The sequence below is a fragment of the Phenylobacterium sp. genome (genome assembly GCF_965284355.1).
Taxonomy (GTDB): domain Bacteria; phylum Pseudomonadota; class Alphaproteobacteria; order Caulobacterales; family Caulobacteraceae; genus Phenylobacterium.
The window spans coordinates 2,232,480-2,254,585 of sequence record NZ_OZ260078.1 but is presented as its reverse complement, the minus strand read 5'-3'; the positions used below and the strand labels follow the sequence as shown (position 1 = coordinate 2,254,585).

Below are 22,106 nucleotides of genomic sequence, written 5' to 3'. Positions count from 1 at the left end.
AGCGTCTCAGGCGCGGCGAACAGCGTCGAGGAACGCCGTGATCAAGGCGGGGTCCTTTAGTCCGGGACCGCGTTCCACGCCAGAGGAAACGTCCAGGATCGGGGCCTTGGACGCGTTGATCGCGCCGGCCACGTTCCAGGGATCCAGACCCCCGGCCAGGAACCACGGCCGCTGGAACCTCCGGCCCTCCAGCAGGGTCCAGTCGAAGGCCACGCCCAGGCCGCCGGGGCGGTCGGCGTCCTTGGGCGGCTTGGTCTCGAACATCAGGTGCTCGACCAGGGGCTCGTAGGCGGCGGCTTCGGCGAAGTCGGCGGCCTCCGAGACCGGGATCACCTTGATCAGCCCCCGCTCCGTCCGCTGGGCGATCTCGCGGACGCGGGCCGGCTTCTCCTTGCCGTGCAGCTGGATCAGGTCGGGCGAGAGACCCGTCACGATGGCGTCCAGCTCGTTGTCGGTGGGATCGACCACCACCGCCACGATCTTCACGCCCCTGGCCCGCGCCGCCGGAACCAGCCGCGCGGCGGCGTCGGGCGCGATGTTCCGCGGGCTCTTCGGGAAGAACATGAAGCCGATATGGCTCGCCCGCCCGTCCACCGCGGCAGCCACGGCCTCGGGCGTCGTCAGTCCACAGATCTTCGCGGTCGCGGTCATGCCCCGCAGATAGGGCATCGCGCCCTGTTGCGGGAGGGGCGCTACTTCGCTTTCAGCAGATCCCGGATTTCGGCTAGCAGCGCCTCCTGGGGCGGCGGCGCGGCCGGCGCGGCCTCGGCGGGCGGCGGGGCGCGGCGCATGGCGTTCACGGCCTTCACGATGATGAAGACCACCCAGGCCACGATGAGGAACTTGATCCCCGAGTTGATCAGCGCGCCATACTGGATCGCGACCAGCTCGCTGGCCTCGGTGGCCGGATCGTCCGGCTTCAGGATGATCGCCAGCTTCGAGAAGTCGACGCCCGACGTGAGCAGGCCGATCGGCGGCATCACCACCTGGTCGACCAGCACCTTGACGATGTCGTTGAAGGCCGCGCCGATGATCACGCCGACGGCGAGGTCCACGACATTGCCGCGCGCAATGAACTCACGAAATTCCGAGAAGACGCCCATCTTAAACCCTCCCCCTGTGCGAGCGGCCCGTGAGCGCGGCGAGGATCGGGACTAGCCCTCGTCCTCGGCGTTCAGGCGCTCGCGTAGCTCTTTGCCGCTCTTGAAGAAGGGGACGTGTTTGGCGCGCACGTCAACCGGCTCGCCGGTGCGCGGATTGCGGCCGGCGCGGGCGTCGCGCGAGCGGACCGACAGAGCGCCGAAACCGCGCAGCTCGACCCGGCCGCCCTCTTCCAGCGCCTCGATCATCCGCTCGAGAATCACACCGACGACGCGCTCGATGTCGCGTTGCGTGAGGTGTGGGTTCTCCTCCGCGAGTTTCGCGATCAACTCGGACTTGATCATGGACGCCCCTTGAACCGGCGCGACCATGGCGAATGCGGGTGCGCGGATCAAGGCGCAAAAAGGGATTCGGCGTATCTAAGGTGAAGCTTGCCGGGCGTTGCGCCGCTACAACCCACGCGCGCTTCCAGGGGGTCAGAGCGGCGCGCGGACCAGGCTGTCCTCGGCGGCGATCCGGCGCAGGCTGCGGGTGGCGGCCTCGGCGTCGGCGGCCGAGATCTCGGGCGTGAGCGAGCGCATGTCGGTGACGAACCGCGCGACCCCGTTCTCGATGCCCGAGGCCCGGCGCAGCTCCATGCCGCCCACCGTCTCCTGGCCGCTGGGCCCACGGACGGTGAAGCCCTTGCCGCCGGCCGGCAGCACGATCTCGGTCGTCGCCCGGATGTAGAACGGGAACGCCACCGCATAGGGCGCATCGCGGTTCGGGCCCGGTTCGCGGCGCGGGAACCCGGGCGTCTGGTTGGTCGAGGTCGAGACCTTGTACTCGCGCATGCCGAGATCGGGGTTCTTGCGCCAGTCCAGGTCGGCGGCGCCGCTGGCGCGCAGTTCGAAGGCGTCGTTCTGGGCGTCGTCCTGCCAGTCGATCTTCTCCAGCTCGATCCAGCTCATCCCCGCCGACATCTGCTGGCGGAACGCGCGTTCCAGGTCGGTGCGGGTGTTCGTGGCCACGGCCTGGCGCATGGCGTTGGCCGCGTCGCCCGTCAGGCGCGTGCTCATCGACACGGCCGCCCGCTCGTCCAGGCCCTTGGTGGCGTCGAACCGCAGCCGGGCCTCGATCATCGGCGCATCCAGCGGCGGCTGGACGATGGCCTCGAGGCCCGAGCCCGCCGGGCGAATGGGCAGGGCCCAGCGGTGCGGCGGCGGCTTCAGGGCGTCCAGCCCGCTGCGGTCGCCGGTGCGGGTGCCGTCCAGCCAGTAGACCTTGCCGCCCACCGTGGCGCGGACGATCACGTGGTTGAACGCCGCCAGCGAGGGGAGCCGCTCGTCCATCCCGTCGCCGAACCCCAGGCTGACCAGGGCGGGCTCGGCCTCGACCCCCAGCTCCTTCAGGATCGCCAGCAGCAGCACCGTCTTGCCCTTGCAGTCGCCGAACTTGCGCCGCCACGTCTCGTCGGCCGGGGCGGGCACATAGCCGCCGTCGCCGATGCCGATGAAGAAGTAGCGGGTCTTGTCCTCGACCAGCTTCAGCGCCTCGAAGGCGCGCACCTTGGGGTCGGCGCTCTTCTGGGCGATGGCGGCGATCTCTGCGCGCAGGTCCGAGGTCGGATCGATGACCGCGGTGCGCGCGTACAGGGGCGCCATGATCTGGGAAATCTCGTTCCAGCTCGCGAAGCTGGAGACCTCCAGCGTGCCCAGCCGGCGATAGCGCTGGGGCGCGCCCACCGGCGGCTTCGGCGCCTGGATGTTGGTCGCGTCCAGCTCGAGGTAGGTCCAGCCATCGGCCTCGGTGGTCTTGGGTTCGCCGAAGCCCTCGGTGGTCCGGTAACGGACCGGCGTTCCCGTCGGCCAAGACAGGCGCGCGCGGTAGCGGCTGGCCACGCCCGGGAACGACAGGCCCTCCATGTCATAGCTGCGGGCGCCCGCGACCGGATCGCGCCCGGCATGGGTCCAGGACGCGTCCAGGATATCGCCCACCTGCAGACCCTCGATCTGCTGGCTGGCGCTCATCCGCCCGTCCAGCATCGCCCGCTCCAGGTCGCGCTCGCGGCGCAGGACCAGCATCTTCTTGCCCTTGTCGAGCAGGTCGATGGTCTTGCCGTCGCGGATGATCCGCAGGGTGTGGATGGTCACCTGCTCGTCGTCGGGATCCCAGGTCACGCTGAACGAGGTCATCGAGGGCAGCCCCTCGGCCTTCAGAATCTTGCGGACGCGGCGGTTGTAGTAGGCGTCGCCCTGCGGGGTCAGGCGGCTCTGGTTGTCGTCGAGCAGGGTCTGGACAGCGGGGGCGTTGTCGGCCGGTGGCGGGGGCGGCGCCTCGGCCACCTGCACCCACTTCGCGGGCGGACCGAACGCAGGCTTTGGCGCGGCGAACGCGGGCGCGGCGATCACGAACGCGAGGGTGAGGGTGGTGGCGAGACGCAGCAGCACTGGCGGTCCTTCGAAGGCTTCGTCAGGACGATAGATGTTCCTCCCCCTCAGGGGGAGGGGGACCCCACCGCCCGCGTTGCGGGCTGCCGTTCAAGAGGGCGCCGGGTCGCTCTCTGCGACCCGGTGGGTGGTGGAGGGGGCTTCCCCCGAAAACGAAAACGGCGGACCGGTTTCCCGATCCGCCGCTCGATGTTCAAGCTGTTGAGGCTTGGACTATTCCTTCTGGGCCTTCTCGCGGAGAGCCGCGCCCAGGATGTCGCCCAGCGAGGCGCCGGAGTCCGACGAGCCGAACTGCTCGATGGCTTCCTTTTCCTCGGCCATTTCCAGGGCCTTCACCGACAGCGACACGCGACGCGCGGCCTTGTCGACGTTGGTCACCTGGGCGTCCAGGCGGTCGCCGACGGCGAAACGCTCGGGGCGCTGGTCGGCGCGGTCGCGGCTCAGGTCCGACTTGCGGATGAAGGCCGTCATCGGCGCGTCGTCCTCGCCGAACTTCACCTCGATGCCGCCCGAGGTGATCTCGGTCACGGTCGTGGTGACGGTCTGGCCCTTGCGGAAGGTGTCGCCTTGCAGCGGGTCACCCGACAGTTGCTTGATGCCGAGCGAGATACGCTCCTTCTCGACGTCGACGTCCAGGACGCGGGCCTTCACGGACTCGCCCTTCTGGTACTTGGCGATGGCTTCTTCGCCCGACACGGCCCAGTCCAGGTCGCTCAGGTGCACCATGCCGTCGATGTCGTTTTCCAGGCCGATGAACAGGCCGAACTCGGTGGCGTTCTTGACTTCGCCATCGACGACCGAGCCGATCGGGTGAGCCGCCACGAAGGCTTCCCACGGATTGGCCAGGGCCTGCTTGAGGCCCAGCGAGACGCGGCGCTTGGACGGATCGACGTCCAGCACGACCACATCCACTTCCTGCGAGGTCGAGACGATCTTGCCGGGGTGGACGTTCTTCTTCGTCCACGACATTTCCGACACGTGCACCAGGCCCTCGACGCCGGCTTCCAGCTCCACGAAGGCGCCGTAGTCGGTGATGTTGGTGATGCGGCCGGTGAACTTCGCGCCCACCGGGTACTTGGCTTCCACGCCGTCCCACGGGTCGGACTGGAGCTGCTTCATGCCGAGCGAGATGCGCTGGGTGTCGGGGTTGATCTTGACGATCTGCACCTTGACGGTGTCGCCCACGGCCAGGACCTGGCTCGGGTGGTTGACGCGCTTCCAGCTCATGTCGGTGACGTGCAGCAGGCCGTCGATGCCGCCCAGGTCCACGAACGCACCGTAGTCGGTGATGTTCTTGACCACGCCTTCGCGGACTTCACCCTCTTGCAGCTGCGACACCAGTTCGGTGCGCTGCTCGGCGCGGGCTTCTTCCAGGATGGCGCGACGCGAGACGACGATGTTGCCGCGCGGACGGTCCATTTTCAGGATGGCGAAGGGCTGCTCGCGACCCATCAGCGGGCCGACGTCGCGCACCGGGCGGATGTCGACCTGCGAGCCGGGCAGGAACGCCGAGGCGCCGCCCAGGTCGACGGTGAAGCCGCCCTTCACGCGGCCGACGATGACGCCCATCACCGGCTCGTTCTTGGCGTAGACTTCTTCCAGACGGGTCCAGGCTTCCTCGCGGCGGGCCTTTTCACGGCTGATGACGGCCTCGCCCATCGCGTTCTCGACGCGCTCCAGGAACACCTCGACGGTGTCGCCCACCTTCAGCGGCGGCTTGTCTTCGCCCGGCGCCGAGAATTCCTTCAGCGACACGCGGCCTTCGGTCTTCAGACCGACGTCGACGATGGCGAAGTCCTTCTCGATGGCCACGACCTTGCCGTGGACCACTTGGCCTTCCATGAAGTCGCGCCCGCCGAGGGACTCGTCGAGCAGCGCGGCGAAGTCGTCGCGCGAGGGGTTCAGGCTCATATCGTCAGCCATATTGTCTTTCGTCTTCAAATGACCGTTGGCGCCGTTCATCCCGAGAGATGACGGACGGAGTCCCGCGGGTCGGGTTAAGGGTTGCAACCGAAGGCGCAGTCGGCTTCCCGGAGGAAGGGCCCACGCGGTGAGATTTGCCCGCAGCGACCGAGGGAAAGGCGCGGTTGGATTTGCGGGCTAGGTCGTCTCTTGCGAGCCTTCCCAGCGCGCGCGCGCTGCCTCGACGATGCGGCGGGCTGCATCGGCGGCCTGCTCTATAGTCATTTCGGTCGTATCGAGCAACTCCGCGTCCGGGGCGGCCACCATGGGGGCGGCCTCGCGGGCGCCGTCGCGGGCGTCGCGCTTGCGGATATCGGCCAGCACATCGTCGTAGCCCACGTCCTCGCCCTGGCCGGTCAGCTGCTTCCAGCGGCGCTCGGCGCGCACCTCCGGCGTGGCGGTGACGTACAGCTTGGCCGGCGCCTGCGGGCAGATCACCGTGCCGATGTCGCGCCCGTCCAGCACCGCGCCGCCCGGCTGGCGGGCGAAGGCATGCTGGAAGTCGAGCAGGGCCGAGCGCACCGTCTGGTGGATCGCCACCCGGCTGGCCAGCTCGCCGGCCGCCCGGGTCCTGAGCGTCGGATCGTCCAGCTGGCCGGCGGTCAGGGTGGCGGCGATCGCGCCCGCCGCCTGCGGGTCGTCCGGGTTCTCGCCCGCGCGCTCGGTCAGCACGCCCACGCCCCGATACAACAGCCCGGTGTCCAGCACCGGCAGCCCGAACATGGCCCCCAGCCGCGTCGCGATCGTCCCCTTCCCGGACGCCGCAGGCCCATCGACGGCGATGACGAAGGGCATCAGGCGTCGACCGCTTCGCCGATCTCCGCACCCAGCCCGCGCATCATCCCGACGAAGCCCGGGAAGCTGGTGGCGATCATGCCGGGTTCGTCGACGCTGACGGGCGCCTCCGCGGCCATCCCCAGGACCAGGTGGCTCATGGCGATGCGGTGGTCGCCGTGGGTGGTGACGCCCGCCCCGCCGGCCACCAGGTGGTTGCCGCGCTTGGCGCCCACGACGGTCAGGGTCTCGGGCTCTTCCTCGACGCCGATGCCGCAGGCCGCCAGGCCCGCCGCCATCAGGGCGATGCGGTCGCTTTCCTTCACGCGCATCTCGCCGATGCCGCGCATCACGGTCTTGCCGCGGGCGAAGGCGGCGGCCACCGCCAGGATCGGGTATTCGTCGATCATCGACGGCGCCCGCTCGGGCGGCACCTCGACGCCTTCCAGTTCGGAATGCCGCGCGGTGACGTCGGCCACCGTCTCGCCGCCCTCGTCGCGCACGTTGGTCACCGAGATGTCGGCGCCCATGTCGCCCAGCGTCTCCAGCAGGCCGATGCGCAGCGGGTTCAGCAGCATGCCCTGCACCGTCACCTCGGACCCTGGGGTCACCAGGGCGGCCACGAGCGGGAACGCGGCCGAGGACGGGTCGCCCGGCACGTGGATCTTCGTCCCGCGTAGCGTCTGGCCGCCCGGCAGGATCACGTGGCGCCCGGCGCCGACCTCACGCACCTCGATCTCGGCGCCGAAGCCCCGCAGCATTCGCTCGGTGTGGTCGCGGGTGGCTTCGGGCTCGATCACCTCGGCGCCGCCCTCGGCATGCAGGCCCGCCAGCAGCACCGCCGACTTCACCTGCGCCGACGGCTCGGGCAGCGTGTAGGCGATCCTCCGCAGGTTCCCGCCCTTCAGCGTCAGCGGCAGGCGGCCGCCGGCGCGGCAGATCCACGTGGCGCCCATCTGGCCCAGCGGCTTCAGCACGCGGTTCATCGGCCGACCGCGCAGCGACTGGTCGCCCGTGAACGTGACGGCCATGTCGAAGCCGGCCGCCGCGCCCATGATCAGCCGAACCCCGGTGCCGGCGTTGCCGCAGTCGACCACGTCGGCCGGCTCGGAGAAGCCGCCCCGGCCCTCCACGCGCCACTTTCCGTCGCCCAGCCGCTCCACGCCGGCCCCGAACGCGGCCATGGCCGCGGCCGTCCGCTTGACGTCGTCGCCCTCGAGCAGGCCCTCGATCTCGGTCACGCCGCTGGCCAGGGCGCCCAGGATGAGCGCGCGATGGCTGATGGATTTGTCCCCCGGAGCCCGCACGACGCCCTTCAGGGGGCCTGCGCGCCTGGCGGTCAGGTTCGCCGCCGTCATGTCTCGAAACGCGCCTCCGGATGCGGGGTGAAATGTCGGGGGCGATTGCTTTGACAGGCGGCCCCCTCCGTGGCAAGGGACGCCGCCTCCGCGAAATTTCAATATTAGAGGGTCGCCGCCTTTGGCAAATCCCGAACTGGGCACCAAGCAAATCTGCCCGAACTGCCAGGCTAAGTTCTACGATCTGGGCAAACGTCCCGCGCACTGTCCGAAGTGCGCGCACGAGTTCGATCCTGACGAAGCCGTGCGTAACCGCCGTGTCCGTGCGCGCACCATCGTGCCCGACGACGATCAGGTCGAAGATCAGGTCGCCGACAAGGACGCCGACGAGGACGAAGAAGAGGACGAGGCCGTCACGCCGGAACTGGACGAGGTGGTCGACGAACCGCCGCTCGTCACCGACGACGACGACACGGCCGACGAGCCGGGCGCCGGCGCGGTCTCGGAAGACCTCGGCGAGTTCACCGACGACGACGCCGAAGCTGAAGACGACGACGTTCCGTTCCTTGAGGACGAGGACGAAGACGACTTCGACGACTCGGAAATCGAAGGCCTTCCCGGCGAGGGCGAAGACGACCGATAAACTCCGGCCGCGCGGGTCACCAAGCCCGCGCGGACCCCGCGTCAAAAAAGCTTACAAAGTGGGCTTGATCGCGGGAACCGGTTTGAATAGGTTCCGCGCCTTCCTGGGGGCCCGCCCTTGGGAAGACCCGGACCTCGGGGCTATAGCTCAGTTGGTAGAGCGCTTGAATGGCATTCAAGAGGTCAGCGGTTCGACTCCGCTTAGCTCCACCATGGAGGCCCGCAGCTACCGCTGCGGGCCTTCTCCTTTTCAGCGACCACCGCTCTCAACCCAGGCCTCGACGCGACTCTGCTTCGCACCCTAGACCATTCGTCGCTTTGGTTGGTTCAGGCGCGGCACGACGAATGGTCTATCTTCAAGCAGAGGTCTTGAGCGTTGGGCGGTTCAAAGGAACCGTCCAACGCTCTAGGAATGGGGCATGCTGACGCCGGCCGCAGGGACGACCGCCAACGCCGCCCGGATCGCCGTGGCCGGGCTGGTCCTCCTCGCGGCCTCGGCCTGCTCGCGCCCCGACTGGACCGACCCCGAAAAGTCCCGCGCCCCGCGCGCCCTGCCGCCGCCGACCGCGGCGAAGGCGCTGCCCGCCGACGACGCTGCGGCCCCGACGGCTCCGGCCTGGGCGGCGGCCTTGATCGGCAAGCCGCTGCGCACGGCGTTTCCCGCGGACGGCGTCTGCATGGGCAACACCGATCGCGTGATCCGCGTCCACCGCGGCCAGCCGCCGGGCGCGATCATCGAGGGCTGGGGCTGGGAGTACGCGGCCAAGGCGCCCGTGCCGCGGGTGATCCTCGTGGACGCCTCGGACATCATCGTGGGGGTCGGCGAGACGGGCCGGAGCCGTCCCGACGTGCCGCGCGTCGTCCCGGCCGTCACCTCGCCCACGACCGGCTGGGAGGGGGTCGCCTATGCGCTCACGGGCCACGTCAAGGCGTACGGCGTCATCGACAACGGCCAGGCGGTCTGCGCGCTGGGCGCCGTGGAGCTTTAGCCGTGGCGCGCCCGACCTCTCCCCTGGCCGCGCAACTGGGCGAACCCGGCTGGCTGGCCTCGCTGCTGTTCGCCGCCGTCGCCACCGCCCTGGTCTGTTACCCGGCGTGGCCGGGCTTCATGTCGTACGACAGTCTCTTCGCCTACCAGCAGGCCCGCTATGGCGTGCAGACCATGCTGTGGCCGCCGCTGCACACCTACATGTTCCAGGTCAGCGAGCGGCTGGGCGCCTCCACCTGGGGCGTCTTCGTCTTCCAGACCGCCACGCTCTTCGCATCGGCCGCGGTGGTGCTGCACCTCCTCGTGCGCAACCGCGCCGTGGCCTTCCTGCTCTGCGTCGGGTTCGGCGCGCTGATCGCCCTGTCGCCGGCGGTGCTGGGCCCCATGCTGGCCCACTGGCGCGACGTGCCGACCGCGAGCTTCGCCTTCCTCGGCCTGGCGCTCTGGCTCTTGGCGGCGCGCTATGGACAGCCGCTGCTGCTGGCGCCGGCGATCCTGGCGTTCGGGTGCGCGGTCGCGCTGCGCTACAACGCCTTCGTGCTGGTGGCCTTCCTGCTGGCGCTGATGGTCTGGTCGCCATTGCTGGGGCGGCCCGCCCGCTTCGCCCGTCCGTTCGTCGTGGTGTGCGTCGTGGGCGCTCTGGGCCTGGCCTGGGCCTCCACCCAGTGGCGGCTGCCCGATCTGTTGCGGATGCCGGCGCCCGCCAGCCTGGGCGGCACCCAGCAGTTCGACCTGATCGGCATCTCGGCCTGCGCCGACCGGAACTACCTGCCTCCCGGCATCGCGCCGCCGGGGACCAGCGCCTACCACCTGCGCAAGGCCTACGATCCGCGCCATCTGCACATGACGCTGGCCAAGCGGCCGGGCGTCCCAGAGCTGGTCGAGGGCGAGGCCGGCGGACAGGTCGCGCGCGCGTGGCTGCCGGTGATCCTGAAGGAGCCGGTCTGCTACCTCTCGCACCGCACCACCGTCTTCGTCGAACAGATGGGCATGGCCAGGGACGGGGTGTTCTATCCCACCCACGCCGGGATCGACGCCAACAGCTTCGGCCTCACACTCGCCCACCCCGACCTCTCGGCCCAGGTCGTGCATCACATCCTTGAGGCCCAGCCGTCGCTGTGGACCCGGCCGTTCTGGCTCTACGTCCTGGCCCTCGGGCTGGGCGGGATGGCGGCCCTGCGCGAGCGGGCCTATGCGCCGCTGCTGCTGGCCATGCTGGCCGGGGCGTTCACTTATCCGGCGCTCCTGTTCGTCGCCAGCCCCGCGGCCGACGCGCGCTACATCTTCCCCTCGAACGTGCTGGCCGCCCTGGTGGCCCTGTCCTCGCTCGGGCTGCTGATCGCCAGACCTGGGCGGCGATGACGCCCGCGGCCTTCTCCGCGCCTGACGGTTGTGGCAATCAGCCCTCCTGACCGGGAGATCCGAACTTGAAATCCGTTACGACGCCGCTCGCCGTCCTGGCCTGCCTCTCGCTCGCCGCCTGCGACCAGCCCAAGCCCCGCCCGGCCGAGCCCGCTGCGCCGCCGCCCCCCGCCGCCGCGCCCGCCGCGCCCGCGGCCGCCTCGGCCAACCTGCCCAAGCGCGCCGAGATGGCCGGCTTCTCGCTGGACGTGATCAACGACGCCAAGGACCCGGTGAATACGCCCGCCAGGATCAGCGCCGCGGGTCCCGTCACCCTGACCGGCTTCGGCTTCGATCCCGTGGCCAAGGCCCCCGGCGCCGCGGTCGATATCGTGATCGACGGCGTGGCCTATCCCACCAGCTACGGCCATCAGCGCAAGGACGTGGCCGACTACTTCAAGACCCCGGCGCTGGAGAACACGGGCTTCACGGTCACCCTGCCCGCCGGCGTCATCAAGCCGGGCCCGCACCAGGCCGTCGTGCGGGTCGTCTCCGCCGACAAGACGGGCGTGTTCGATTCGGTGACCATCGGCTTCGTCGCCCAGTGACCCCGGCCCCGCCGAGCGTTTCGCCCCCGAGCGTTTCGACTGCGGGCGCACCCTTGGCCTCGCCGGCGCGGACCCGCGTCGGCCGAACGCTCAGCCTCGTCATCCCGATGCACGACGAGGCCGAGGTGCTGGACGCCCTGTTCCAGCGCCTCGACGCTTCGGTGGGCCAGCTGGGCCTGGCGCTGGAGATCGTCTGCGTCGACGACGGCAGCCGCGACGACACCTGGGCGCGGATGACCGCCCGGGCCGCCGCCGACCCGCGCATCCGCCTGGTCGGTCTGTCGCGCAACTTCGGCAAGGAGGCGGCGCTGACCGCCGGTCTCGACGTCGCGCTCGGCGACCTCGTGGTCCCGCTGGACGCCGACCTGCAGGATCCGCCTGAACTGATCGCCGACTTCGTGGCGCTGTGGGAGCAGGGCTACGACGTGGTCTACGGCGTGCGCGCCGACCGCTCGTCCGACACCCGCGCCAAGCGCTGGACGGCGGGGCTGTTCTACCGCTCATTCAACTGGCTGGCCGAGCGCGAGATCCCGGCCTCCACCGGCGACTTCCGCCTGATGGACCGCGCGGTGGTCGAGGCCCTGAAGGCGCTGCCCGAGCGCAACCGGTTCATGAAGGGGCTGTTCGCCTGGGTGGGTTTTCGCCAGGTGGGCGTGCCCTACGTGCGGCCCGAACGCGTGGCGGGGACCAGTTCGTTTCCCTATCGCCGCCTGTTCCGCTTTGCGCTGGACGGCATGACCTCCTTCTCGACGGCCCCCCTGCGGGTCTGGACGGTGGTGGGCGCCACGTCGGCGGTCGTCGCGCTGCTGGCGGCGGCGATCATCGTGGTCCGGGTGCTGGTGGTCGGGCGCGACGTGCCCGGCTACGCCTCGCTGATGGTGGTGATCCTGTTCGCCTTCGCGCTGCAGATGATCGCCCTGGGCGTCCTGGGCGAGTACATCGGGCGCATGTACCAGGAGGTGAAGGGCCGCCCCATCTACCTCATCCGCGACCGCGTCGGGTTCGACGACTGATGGAACGCCGCATCTACGATCGCATGCGGGGCCTCCAGGCGACGCACTGGTGGTTCACCGCCCGGCGCGAGATCCTGTCGGCCGAGATCGCCCGCCTGCCGCTGCCCCGGCCGGCGCGCATCCTGGAGGTGGGCTGCGGCCCCGGGGGCAATCTGGAGCTCCTGAAGGCCTTCGGCGACGTCCGCGCCATCGAGCCCGACGCCGAGTCCCGCGCCTATGCGGCCGAGCAGTCGGGCGTGCCGGTGGACGGCGGCCTGCTGCCCGACGGCCTGCCCGACCTGGGCGGTCCCTTCGACATGGTGGCCGCCTTCGACGTGGTCGAGCACGTGGACGACGACGCCGGCGCCGTCGCGGCCCTGGGCGCCCTGCTGAAGCCCGGCGGGTTCCTGGTCACCACCGTGCCGGCCTACCCGTGGATGTGGAGCGAGCACGACGCCCACCACCACCACAAGCGCCGCTACACGATGCCCGCCTACCGCCGCCTGTTCGACGCCGCGGGGCTCAAGGTGCGCCGCGCCACCCACTTCAATTCGGTGCTGTTCCCGCCGATCGCCGCCGTGCGCCTGGCCAAGTCCGCGGCGAGGATCAAGGGCGGCGACGACGAGGCCCTGCCGCCCGCGCCGCTCAACGGTCTGCTGCGCCGCCTGTTCGGGGCCGAGAAGGCGATCCTGCGGGCCACCGATATCCCCTTCGGCGTCTCGATCCTGCTGATCGCCGAGCGCCCATGAAGAGCGAAGGATGACCGAGCGGCCGCTCCTCCAGCAGGTCCCGCTGTTCGCCGTCGTCGGCGCCGCCGCCACCCTGACCCATGTGGCCGCCGCCCTCGCCGCCCGCGAGCTGGCGGGCCTCACGCCGATGGCGGCCAATTTCGTGGGCTACGCGGCGGCCGTCGGCGTCAGCTATCTGGGCAACGCCCGCTTCACCTTCCGCCGCGCCCTCTGGCACGGGCCGCAGTTCGTGCGCTTCGTGGTGGTGTCCCTGCTCGGCCTGGCGCTGACCCAGGGCCTGACCTGGCTCCTGGTGGAACGGGGCGGCTGGCCGTTCGAGGCCGGCCTCGCGGTGGTGGCCGTGGCGGTGCCCGCCCTCTCGTTCGTGCTCCAGCGCCTTTGGGCCTTCCGCGCGCATTGATCCTTTCGGTCCCGATCCCCACATAGGGAGGGTCCGGTCGAGACGTGCCGATATCGGGCGTGTCGGCCGGAGAGTCGCTTCCCGCGAGGACTCTTTGGATGAACCGTAGCCTGATCTTCGACAGTCCCTTTCTGCTGGGCTTCGAGCATACCCGCAGCCTGATCGAACGGGCGGCCAAGGCGGCCGCCGAAAGCTATCCGCCCTACAACGTGGAGGATCGCGGCGACGGCGATCTGCGCATCACCCTGGCGGTGGCGGGCTTCTCGCCCGACCAGCTCAGCGTGACCGTCGAGGACCGCCAGCTGGTGGTCATCGGCAAGCGCGACGGCGGCACGGCCCGGTCCGAAGACGCCTACCTCCACCGCGGCATCGCCGCCCGGGGCTTCCTGCGAAGCTTCGTGCTGGCCGACGGCATGGTGGTGGAAGGCGCGATCCTTGAGCACGGTCTGCTTCATATCGACCTGGCGCGGCCCGAGCCTGAGAAACGCGTGCAATCCATCCCGATCCGCACGGCGGGCTGAGCTGAGCAAGGAATAGTCCCTGGGGCGGCCGGACAAGCCGGAGTCCCGTCAAATGAAAGGTCGGCTGAACCCGCGGCCTTTCGAAGCGTTGAGTTTTATGGAGGTGGTCATGATGACGCCTATTCTGACGACTGAAGCCTTTGCCGCCCTGGGCGCGCCCAGCCTTGTCTACGTGCGGCCGATCAAGGCCGCCGAGATCATCGCCAACACGCCCCAATCCCAGATCGAGAGCTTCGAGCTGGATCCGAACCAGACGCTGTATGCGGTGCACCGCGCCGATGGCGAACGCCTGGCGGTCCTGACCGATCGGGATGCTGCCATGGCCGCCGCCCTGGCCCACGAACTGGCCCCGGTGTCCGTCCACTAGCCGAGAGAGGCCTTACGCCTGTGCGGGCTCGTCGGTCATCAGGCCGGCGAAGACGGCGGTGACGCGGTCGATGAACACGTCGCGCTCGCGACCGTGGAGCGCATCGCCCCGCACCAGGCGCTCGACCAGGAACCCGATGTAGGTCGCGGCGAACACGCGGGCCCGCGCATCGGCGTCGACGCCGCCCAGCCACTGGCGGATCGGGTCCATGAAGCGGTCGTGCACCAGCACGTTCAGCAGCGGCGCGGTGGTGGGCGACGTGGCGGCCCGCAGCAGGAACTGGAACCTGTGGGTCCTCGCCTGGTCCTCGTGCGGGCTGCCGGCGAGCGTGGTCGCCAGTTCCTGGGCGATCGTGGCCCGGTCCCAGCCGCCCATCCCGTCGGCCACGAACGAGGCCTTCAGCGCCTCGACGAACAGCGCCTCCTTGCCCCCAAAGTAGCGCTTCACCAGCGCGACATCGACACCGGCCTCGCGGGCGATGTCGCGCAGCACGGCGCAGTCATAGCCCAGCATCGCGAACTGCGATTTGGCGGCCTCAAGGATCGCCGCACGCGTGGCCTCGGCGTTTCGCTTGCGGGGCGCGGCGCGGGCGAGCAGGGCGTCGGTCATCGCACGATCCTGGCACGAAGGACCGTGGACGTCAGCCACCAAGTCAATGTGCGTTGACATAATCCGGAAGTGGGCTCAGCTTGTGGGCTGTCAATTTGCCGAAGCTGCGCGTCAGACGCGGTCGGCGGTCTCCAACCGGGAAGAAACATGAATATCGCCGTGAAGGTCACCGCCGCCGATGCGGCCGCCGAGATCGCCGCCACGCCGCTGGAAAAGCTGAACCCCGCCAAGGTGGACCGCTTCTACCACGACACCATCTGGCCGGTGTTCGAGCGCCTGCGCCGCGAAGACCCGGTCCACTTCACGCCCGAGAGCGAGTTCGGCCCCTACTGGTCGATCACCAAGTGGAACGACATCCTGGCGGTCGACACCGACCATGAGTCCTTCTCGTCGGCCGACGGCATCGGCCTGGCCAATCTCGAGGCCCTGAAGGAGCAGGAACGCGTGATGGGCGAACGCCGGCGGGGCAACGCCGGGTTCATCACCATGGACGAGCCTGAGCATGGCCCGGCCCGCAAGGCGGTCAGCCCGACGGTGGCGCCCAGCAACCTGCACAACATGGCTCCGCTGGTGCGCGAGCGCGCCGGCCAGATTCTCGACAGCCTGCCGATCGGCCAGGAATTCGACTGGGTCGACCTGGTCTCCAAGGAACTGACGGCCATGACCCTGGCCACGCTGTTCGACTTCCCGTTCGAGCAGCGCCGCAAGCTGACCTGGTGGTCGGACATGGTCATGAACATGCCCGGTCACGGCCCCGTCGAGAGCTGGGAGCAGAAAGGCGCGGCGATGATGGAGTGCTTTGGCGCCTTCGCCGGCCTCTGGAACGAGCGCGTCAACGCGCCGCCGAAGAACGACCTGATCTCGATGCTGGCGCACAATCCGGCGACCCGGAACATGTCGATGGAGACGTACCAGGGCAACGTCATCCTGCTGATCGTCGGCGGCAACGACACCACCCGCAACACCATCACCAGCAGCGTCTATTCGCTGAACAAGTACCCGGACCAGTACGCCAAGCTGCGCGCCAATCCCGACCTGATCCTGCCGATGGTCTCCGAGACCATCCGCTGGCAGACCCCGCTGGCCCACATGAGCCGCGTGGCGACCCGCGACGTCGAACTGGGCGGCAAGACCATCAAGAAGGGCGACCGGGTGGTCATGTGGTACATCTCGGGCAACCGCGATGAGACGGTGATCGACCGCCCCAACGAGTTCATCATCGACCGCGAGCGTCCGCGCCAGCACATGTCGTTCGGCTTCGGGGTGCACCGCTGCGTCGGCAACCGCGTCGCCGAGCTGCAGCTGACCATCATCTGGGAAGAGATCCTGAAGCGCTTCCCGGAGATCAAGGTCACGGGCGAGCCGGTGCTGAACTGGTCGGCCTTCGTGCACGGCTTCGAGACCCTGCCGGTGATCATCCCCTACCGGAACTAGCCGGATGCTGACCGACCCGGCGTATGCCGAGGCGATCGAACGCAGTCTCGAGCTGGCCGGCGAACGCGCCGGCGATCTCACGCCGATCGTCTACGCGCGCCTCTTTGCGCGGCAGCCGCCGATGCAGGCGCTGTTCTGGCGGGACAAAGACGACAGCATCAAGGGCGAGATGCTGATGCGGGCGTTCGAGGCCATCCTCGACTTCATCCGCGCCCGCCAGTTCGCCGACCACATGATCCAGACCGAGGTGGTGACCCACGCCGGATACGACGTCCCGCCCGACGTGTTCGCCACCTTCTTCGGGATCATCGCCGAGGTGGTGGAGGAGGTCTGCGGATCCGGGTGGTCGCCGTTGATGGCGCAGGCCTGGCGGATCACCCTGGCCGAGCTCGACTGCTACGTGGCGCATCCTGAACGGATCACGGCGTAGGTTCGCCCCAACACCTTTTCTGGACGTCATGGCCGGCCTTGTGCCGGCCACCTAGAAGCAACGCCATCGGAAGGTTCGCGGTGGCGCTGCTGCGCCCCGCCGCCTTGAACCGCCTGCGTGTCTGGGTGGCCGGGACAAGCCCGGCCATGACGTTCCTGAAGGGGGGAGGGTCGTCCCTCGACGTTGGCCCGCTCAGGCCGCCGGGCGCGCGGCGTCCTGGACCAGCAGGGCGTGCAGGGCGTCAGCGGTGCGAGCCTTGCGCAGCTGTTCGCGCAGCTCGCCCTGGCGCATGACCCGCGACACCCGGGCCAGCGCCCGCAGGTGATCCGCGCCGGCGTTCTTGGGCGCGAACAGCGCGAACAGCAGGTCGACCGGCTGGTCGTCGACGGCCTCGAACTCCACCGGCTGCTCGATGCGCACGAAGACGCCGCGCATGCGCTCCAGGCCGTCGAGCCGCGCATGCGGAACGGCCACGCCATAACCCACGCCGGTCGAGCCGGCGGCTTCCCGCTCAGTCAGCGCCTCGAGCACCTCTCCGGCGTCGAGGTGGAAGTTGCGGGCGGCGATCTCGGCGATCACGGCCAGGGCCTTCTTCTTGTTGGCTGCGCTCACGCGCAACGAGATCGCCGAGCGATCCAGCAGTTCGCCGATGTTCATGGCCGTGAAAAACTAACCCCTAGATCCCCGGGGCCGCCTATCAAGCGGGCGTCCGGGGTCGTCGTTGCACCTAGTGGGCCGGACCGGTGTCCTCTCCCTCGACCCCGTTGCGGCCCTTGGTCCGCTCCGGATCGATCCAGCCGATGTTCCCGTCGGGGCGGCGATATACCACCGAAAGCCCGCCGTGCGCGGCGTTTCGAAACACGATTGTTTGAGCTTCGGTCAAGTCCAATTCCATCACGGCGCGGGACACCGTCATGGAACGCACGGGCTTCTCGGTTTCGGCGATGATGATGGGGTCGGCGAAGGCGGGGGCGGCCTCGTCGACGTCTTCGACATCCTCGTCCAGGTCGGTCGAGGCGATGACGAAGTAGGCCGCGCTCTCGGCCTGCTTGGCCAGCGCCTGTCCATGGTGGTCGCGCAATCGGTTTTTGTATCGTCGGACGCGCTTGCTCATCTTCTCGAGCGCGACGTCGAACGCCACATGGGCGTCCCCGCCGACGCCCTGAGTCGTCAGCTGCTGGCCTGAGGCCAGGACGACGGAGCAATCGACCCTGAAGGCGCTGCCTTCTCGGCTGACCACGACGTCGGCGCCGCCGCCGTCACGGTCGAAATACTTCAGGATGCTGTTTGAGAGTTCGTCGGCGACTCGCGAACGCAGAGCCTCCCCGACATCGACATGTTTGCCGGTCACCTGGACTTGCATACCCATGACAACGCGCCAGTGCGCGAGTGGTGTCAAGCGGCTGTGACGACGGTCCAGGCGTGCAGGAACATCCTGACAATAATGTGAGCCGCCAGCACGAGGACCGAGGCGCTGGTGATGGCCAGCCCGTAGCCGATCAGCGCGATAAGGCCGTCCCGCTGGATCAGCGCGAAGGCCAGCGCCGACACCGCCATGGCGGGCAGGATGTTGCCGCCCGGGATCGGCAGGATCAGCACCAGCGCCAGCGCCAGACAGACCAGCCCGATCAGCCGCTCGCCCACCGGACCGAACAGGAACACGAGCCGCGGCCTGGACACGGCCTCGACCTTCCTGAGCCAGCGGATGGCGCGCGGTAGGCTCGCCTTCAGTTGCGCGGTCGAGATGGTGCGATGCTTCACGCCCTTGGGCAGCCACGGGACCGCGGCCCCGATGATCAGCTGCGGCGCCAGCAGCACCAGCGGGAAGCCGAAGATCGTGGTCGCCCCCGGAGGCAGGGGCAGCATGCAGGCCAGGCCGAACACGAACAGCAGGGCGCCGATCGCGCGGCCGCCGAACCGCTCGGTCAGCTGCTGAACCGAGATCGACTCCTCGGGATAGTCGGCGATGTCCGCGAGCACCGCCGAGAGCGGCAGCTCGGCTTCCGGCAATTCGGCAGGGTGCACGGTCTCGGACATCACAATCGCATCTGGAGCGCCACACGTGCTGCGCCAAGGGCTGGAAGGTCCGAGCGCCTGGAAAAGTTCAGCGATTGTGGCGTTTTGGCCCTACGCGGGGGTCTTCAGCATCCGCCGGCGCTCGACGGACGAGGGGATGCGCATCGCCTCGCGGTACTTGGCGACGGTGCGGCGGGCGATGTCGACGCCCGCGGCCTTCAGGATATCGACGATGGCGTCGTCCGAGTGGACGTCCTCGTCGCGCAGCTCGGCGTCGATCAGCTGCTTGATCTTGTGACGCACGCTCTCGGCCGAGTGGGCCTCGCCGCCCTCGGACGATTGGATCGCCGAGGTGAAGAAGAACTTCATCTCGAACAGGCCGCGCGGCGTGGCCATGTACTTGTTCGAGGTCACACGGCTGACGGTCGATTCGTGCATGCCGATGGCGTCGGCGACGGTCTTCAGGTTCAGCGGCCGCAGGTGCTCGACGCCATAGGCCAGGAACGCGTCCTGCTGGCGCACGATCTCGGAGCTGACCTTCAGGATGGTGCGGGCCCGCTGGTCCAGGCTCTTCATCAGCCAGTTGGCCTGCGCCATGCAGTCGGCGACGAAGGTCTTTTCCTGGTCGGTCTTGGTCTGGCCCGAGACCCGGGCGTGATAGCGCTGGTCGACCAGCAGGCGGGGCAGGGTGTCGGAGTTCAGCTCGACGTTCCACATGCCGCCGGCGCCCTCGCGCACGAACACGTCCGCCGTGACCGGCGTCGCCGGCTCGCCGCCCGCAAAGGCGGCGCCGGGCCGGGGCGTCAGGCCGCGGATCTCGGCGATCATCTCGCGCAGGTCGTCGTCGTCGACGCCGCACACCTTGCGCAGCGCCGCCAGGTCGCGCTTGGCCAGGAGCGGCAGGTTGTCCAGCATCGCGGCGATCGCCGGGTCGTAGCGGTTCCGGTCCTTCAGCTGGATCATCAGGCATTCGCGCACGTCGCGCGCGGCGACGCCCACGGGGTCGAAGCCCTGGATCACGGTCAGCACCGCCTCGACGCGTTCGGCGGCGCACCCCAGGCGCTGGGCCACCTCGCCAACCTCGGCGCGCAGGTATCCGCCCTCGTCGACCGCATCGATCAGCATGCCGGCGATCATCAGGTCGGGCCCGCGCAGCCCCGAGGCGGCCAGCTGTTCCTGCAGGTGTTCGATCAGCGTCTTCTCGCGGGTCAGCGCCCCGTCGCCCAGCTCGCTGTCGCGGTCGAAGCTGCCGCCCGAGCCGGCCTTGGACCAGTCGATGGCGCCGCCGGCGTCGGCGGCGGGGGCATCCGCCACATCCGGCGCGTCGCCCGTGGCGCGCTCGCCGGGCGAAGCTTCGTCGTAGGTGGTGTCCATGTCGGCGCGCGCATCGGCGTCGGCCGCATGTTCGTTGGTGACCGCGCTGTCGGCGACCGGCGCCTCGTCGGCTTCATTGTCGCGCTCGTCGCGCTGCAGCAGCGGATTGCGCTCGAGTTCGGTCTCGACGAAGGCCTCGAGTTCGAGATTCGACATCTGCAGCAGCTTGATCGCCTGCTGCAGCTGGGGGGTGATGACCAGCCCCTGTCCCTGCCGAACCTCTAGTCGTGCGCTGAGCGCCAAAGAACCCGCCCCCGTGGCCTGTTTCTTGCTTCAAGCTAGGCGGGCTTCCCCACTGACTGGTTAACGCGGGCAAATTCTGCCGGCGCGCCCTGTCGCACCTCCTCAGACGGGCCCAAAAAAGAGGGCCCCCGCGCGTGCGGAGGCCCAGTTGGCGACAGCGCCTGCGAGGGGTCAGGCGGCGACGGGTTTCCTCACAGCGGCTTCCAGGTCCCATTCAAACGCGGGGTAGAACTGGGCCATCAGCCGGTCGACGTAGGCGACCAGGTTGCCGAAGCCCTCGGCGCGGCGGCGGATCTCGCCCTCGAAGAACGGCGTCAGCACGCCCGCCAGCATCCCGAACACGGTGGCGTCCGCGCCGCAGGGACGCGCGCCGAACAGGTAGGGCTTGTCGCCCAGGATCGCCGACACCGCCGCCAGGGAGTTCACGGCCAGGGCCACGATCTCCAGGTCGGTGTGACGGCCTATCCCCACCGCGTGAATGTTGCTGCGCACCTGGCCCTGCACCATCTCGCGGACGCCCTCGGGCGCGCCGTCGAAGAAGTGGGCCGGGCCCTTGGCGAAGTTGGCCGGGCAGAGCCACCGCTCGGCGATCATCGCCCAGCCGAAGTGGTTCTCGATCATCCGCTCGATCGCCCAGGCCTGGGCCCGCTGTACGCCGTCCAGCCCCTCGTCGAAGTCGAGGCCGTAGGTCCGCTCCAGGAAGGCGCGGATGAAGGTGGAGTCCGCCACCTTCGTCCCGTTGATGTCGATGAACGGCATCTGCCCCTTGGGCGAGTTTTCCGGCCGCGCCAGCGCCTTCACATAGCCCAGGCCCGCCATCTTCAGCTGCACCTCGGTCTTGGTGACATAAGGGCTGATCTCCGGGAGGCCGAACCCCTCGCCCAACCCATAAAGCGTGATCATCGGTCCTCTCCCTTGCCCAACCGCCTTGCTTGACACCGGCACCATGGCAGGGCCTTGCTGACAGCATCCTGTCAGCAGAACGGTGCAAGAACATGCGAAGGGCGGATCGTCTCTTCCAGATCATCCAGATCCTGCGCCGCGGGAAGAAGCCGATCACGGCCGACGCCATCGCCGAGGAGCTCGAGACCTCCAAGCGCACGGTCTACCGCGACATCGCCGACCTGATCGGCCAGCGCGCGCCGATCCGGGGCGAGGCCGGCGTCGGCTACATCCTGGAGGACGGGTTCGACCTGCCGCCGCTGATGCTGACGCCCGACGAGATCGAGGCCGCGGTGCTGGGCGCCCAGATGGTGGCCGCCCGGGGCGACCCGGTGCTGCGCCGCGCCGCCGAGGACCTGATCGCCAAGATCGGCGCGGTGATCCCCGAGAACCTCCGCCCCCTGGTGGTCGAGCCCGCCACCCGCGCCGCGCCCAGCTGGAAGACCACGCCCGACAACATCGACATGGCGGGTGTGCGCCAGCAGATCCGCGCCGGCCGCAAGTTGATCCTCACCTACCGCGACGAGCAGGACCGCGAGACCCGGCGCACCGTCTGGCCCTTCGCCATCGGCTATTACGAGACCAGCCGCCTGATCATGGCCTGGTGCGAGATGCGTTCCGATTTCCGCAGCTTCCGCACCGACCGCGTCGCCGGCGCCGAGTTCACCGAGGACCGTTACCCCGACCGTCCCGCGTCCCTGCGCGCCCGCTGGCGCCGCCACCAGCAGGAACAGTGGGAACGCATGCAGGCCAGCCACAAGGATCACCGCGAGAGCGCTTAGGCCCCCGCCACAAATAGGAACGTCATGGCCGGGCTTGTCCCGGCCACCCAGATACGAGGCGGCTTCCGGAACGGGTACGAACGGCGCCGCTGCGGGTCTCCTGC

At 69.3% G+C, this 22,106-nt stretch carries 25 protein-coding genes and 1 tRNA gene; 13 read left to right on the top strand and 13 right to left on the bottom strand.

Translation table 11 applies throughout. From position 1 onward, the window contains the following. Positions 1-6: 6 nt before the first annotated feature. The 7 genes from ACQ66R_RS10940 to aroA form a co-directional block, all read right to left on the bottom strand. The gene (locus ACQ66R_RS10940; protein ID WP_430426263.1) at positions 7-651 is read right to left on the bottom strand and encodes a phosphoribosylanthranilate isomerase; all 645 of its coding nucleotides are present in this window, start codon (positions 649-651) and stop codon (positions 7-9) included. Between the two features lie 41 nt (positions 652-692). Continuing rightward, on the bottom strand, positions 693-1,103 hold the full coding sequence (mscL, locus tag ACQ66R_RS10935) for a large-conductance mechanosensitive channel protein MscL (protein WP_430421871.1): 411 nt from the start codon (positions 1,101-1,103) through the stop codon (positions 693-695). Positions 1,104-1,154: 51 nt separating this feature from the next. Further along, complete coding sequence (locus tag ACQ66R_RS10930; protein WP_430421869.1) at positions 1,155-1,445, bottom strand: integration host factor subunit beta; 291 nt, start codon at positions 1,443-1,445, stop codon at positions 1,155-1,157. Between the two features lie 132 nt (positions 1,446-1,577). Beyond that, on the bottom strand, positions 1,578-3,530 hold the full coding sequence (locus tag ACQ66R_RS10925) for a DUF3857 domain-containing protein (protein WP_430421867.1): 1,953 nt from the start codon (positions 3,528-3,530) through the stop codon (positions 1,578-1,580). A 213-nt stretch (positions 3,531-3,743) separates the two neighbouring features. After that, entirely contained in the window at positions 3,744-5,453 is a 1,710-nt protein-coding gene (rpsA, locus tag ACQ66R_RS10920; protein ID WP_430421865.1) for a 30S ribosomal protein S1, read from the bottom strand. A gap of 177 nt (positions 5,454-5,630) precedes the next feature. Then, positions 5,631-6,287 carry a (d)CMP kinase gene (locus tag ACQ66R_RS10915; protein ID WP_430421863.1) on the bottom strand — a complete coding sequence of 219 codons (657 nt, stop codon included), beginning with the start codon at positions 6,285-6,287 and terminating at the stop codon, positions 5,631-5,633. Then, entirely contained in the window at positions 6,287-7,624 is a 1,338-nt protein-coding gene (aroA, locus tag ACQ66R_RS10910; protein WP_430421861.1) for a 3-phosphoshikimate 1-carboxyvinyltransferase, read from the bottom strand. Before aroA ends, ACQ66R_RS10915 begins: the two co-directional genes overlap by 1 nt. A gap of 121 nt (positions 7,625-7,745) precedes the next feature. Here aroA and ACQ66R_RS10905 point away from each other — a divergent pair, with 121 nt between their 5' ends. The 10 genes from ACQ66R_RS10905 (at position 7,746) to ACQ66R_RS10860 (ending at position 14,172) form a co-directional block, all read left to right on the top strand. Next, the gene (locus ACQ66R_RS10905) at positions 7,746-8,207 is read left to right on the top strand and encodes a TIGR02300 family protein (RefSeq protein WP_430421859.1); all 462 of its coding nucleotides are present in this window, start codon (positions 7,746-7,748) and stop codon (positions 8,205-8,207) included. 136 nt (positions 8,208-8,343) lie between these two features. Continuing rightward, positions 8,344-8,419, top strand: a tRNA-Ala gene (locus tag ACQ66R_RS10900). Between the two features lie 206 nt (positions 8,420-8,625). Continuing rightward, complete coding sequence (locus ACQ66R_RS10895) at positions 8,626-9,195, top strand: hypothetical protein (protein WP_430421857.1); 570 nt, start codon at positions 8,626-8,628, stop codon at positions 9,193-9,195. Positions 9,196-9,197: 2 nt separating this feature from the next. After that, positions 9,198-10,556, top strand: coding sequence for a hypothetical protein (locus ACQ66R_RS10890; RefSeq protein ID WP_430421855.1), 1,359 nt, complete (start codon positions 9,198-9,200; stop codon positions 10,554-10,556). A gap of 65 nt (positions 10,557-10,621) precedes the next feature. Further along, a complete protein-coding gene (locus ACQ66R_RS10885) occupies positions 10,622-11,143 on the top strand; it encodes a hypothetical protein (RefSeq protein WP_430421853.1) in 522 nt (173 codons plus the stop codon). A 53-nt stretch (positions 11,144-11,196) separates the two neighbouring features. Beyond that, complete coding sequence (locus ACQ66R_RS10880; protein WP_430421851.1) at positions 11,197-12,156, top strand: glycosyltransferase family 2 protein; 960 nt, start codon at positions 11,197-11,199, stop codon at positions 12,154-12,156. Continuing rightward, a complete protein-coding gene (locus ACQ66R_RS10875) occupies positions 12,156-12,884 on the top strand; it encodes a class I SAM-dependent methyltransferase (RefSeq protein ID WP_430421849.1) in 729 nt (242 codons plus the stop codon). The genes ACQ66R_RS10880 and ACQ66R_RS10875 overlap by 1 nt, the downstream gene beginning before the upstream one ends. A 10-nt stretch (positions 12,885-12,894) precedes the next feature. Continuing rightward, a complete protein-coding gene (locus tag ACQ66R_RS10870; protein ID WP_430421847.1) occupies positions 12,895-13,284 on the top strand; it encodes a GtrA family protein in 390 nt (129 codons plus the stop codon). A 98-nt stretch (positions 13,285-13,382) separates the two neighbouring features. Next, complete coding sequence (locus ACQ66R_RS10865; RefSeq protein ID WP_430421845.1) at positions 13,383-13,805, top strand: Hsp20 family protein; 423 nt, start codon at positions 13,383-13,385, stop codon at positions 13,803-13,805. 97 nt (positions 13,806-13,902) lie between these two features. After that, positions 13,903-14,172 (top strand): DUF1150 family protein, encoded by a 270-nt coding sequence (locus ACQ66R_RS10860; protein ID WP_430426261.1) that lies wholly within the window; start codon positions 13,903-13,905, stop codon positions 14,170-14,172. Positions 14,173-14,184: 12 nt separating this feature from the next. On the opposite strand, the gene ACQ66R_RS10855 is transcribed toward ACQ66R_RS10860, so the two are convergent. Then, on the bottom strand, positions 14,185-14,781 hold the full coding sequence (locus ACQ66R_RS10855) for a TetR family transcriptional regulator (RefSeq protein WP_430421843.1): 597 nt from the start codon (positions 14,779-14,781) through the stop codon (positions 14,185-14,187). 147 nt (positions 14,782-14,928) lie between these two features. Here ACQ66R_RS10855 and ACQ66R_RS10850 point away from each other — a divergent pair, with 147 nt between their 5' ends. After that, positions 14,929-16,215 carry a cytochrome P450 gene (locus tag ACQ66R_RS10850; RefSeq protein ID WP_430421841.1) on the top strand — a complete coding sequence of 429 codons (1,287 nt, stop codon included), beginning with the start codon at positions 14,929-14,931 and terminating at the stop codon, positions 16,213-16,215. 4 nt (positions 16,216-16,219) lie between these two features. Further along, positions 16,220-16,645 (top strand): globin, encoded by a 426-nt coding sequence (locus ACQ66R_RS10845; protein WP_430421839.1) that lies wholly within the window; start codon positions 16,220-16,222, stop codon positions 16,643-16,645. Positions 16,646-16,837: 192 nt separating this feature from the next. Here the strand turns inward: ACQ66R_RS10845 and ptsN are convergent, their stop codons facing one another. The 5 genes from ptsN to ACQ66R_RS10820 form a co-directional block, all read right to left on the bottom strand. Continuing rightward, on the bottom strand, positions 16,838-17,302 hold the full coding sequence (gene ptsN / locus ACQ66R_RS10840; RefSeq protein WP_430421837.1) for a PTS IIA-like nitrogen regulatory protein PtsN: 465 nt from the start codon (positions 17,300-17,302) through the stop codon (positions 16,838-16,840). 70 nt (positions 17,303-17,372) lie between these two features. Further along, the gene (hpf, locus tag ACQ66R_RS10835) at positions 17,373-18,008 is read right to left on the bottom strand and encodes a ribosome hibernation-promoting factor, HPF/YfiA family (protein WP_430426259.1); all 636 of its coding nucleotides are present in this window, start codon (positions 18,006-18,008) and stop codon (positions 17,373-17,375) included. Between the two features lie 32 nt (positions 18,009-18,040). Then, positions 18,041-18,682 (bottom strand): exopolysaccharide biosynthesis protein, encoded by a 642-nt coding sequence (locus tag ACQ66R_RS10830; RefSeq protein WP_430421835.1) that lies wholly within the window; start codon positions 18,680-18,682, stop codon positions 18,041-18,043. A gap of 90 nt (positions 18,683-18,772) precedes the next feature. After that, on the bottom strand, positions 18,773-20,278 hold the full coding sequence (gene rpoN / locus ACQ66R_RS10825; protein WP_430421833.1) for an RNA polymerase factor sigma-54: 1,506 nt from the start codon (positions 20,276-20,278) through the stop codon (positions 18,773-18,775). A 171-nt stretch (positions 20,279-20,449) separates the two neighbouring features. Then, on the bottom strand, positions 20,450-21,181 hold the full coding sequence (locus ACQ66R_RS10820) for a glutathione S-transferase family protein (RefSeq protein ID WP_430421831.1): 732 nt from the start codon (positions 21,179-21,181) through the stop codon (positions 20,450-20,452). Positions 21,182-21,273: 92 nt separating this feature from the next. Between ACQ66R_RS10820 and ACQ66R_RS10815 the strand changes: the two genes are divergently transcribed. Continuing rightward, positions 21,274-22,002 (top strand): helix-turn-helix transcriptional regulator, encoded by a 729-nt coding sequence (locus ACQ66R_RS10815; RefSeq protein WP_430421829.1) that lies wholly within the window; start codon positions 21,274-21,276, stop codon positions 22,000-22,002. The last annotated feature ends 104 nt before the right edge of the window (positions 22,003-22,106 follow it).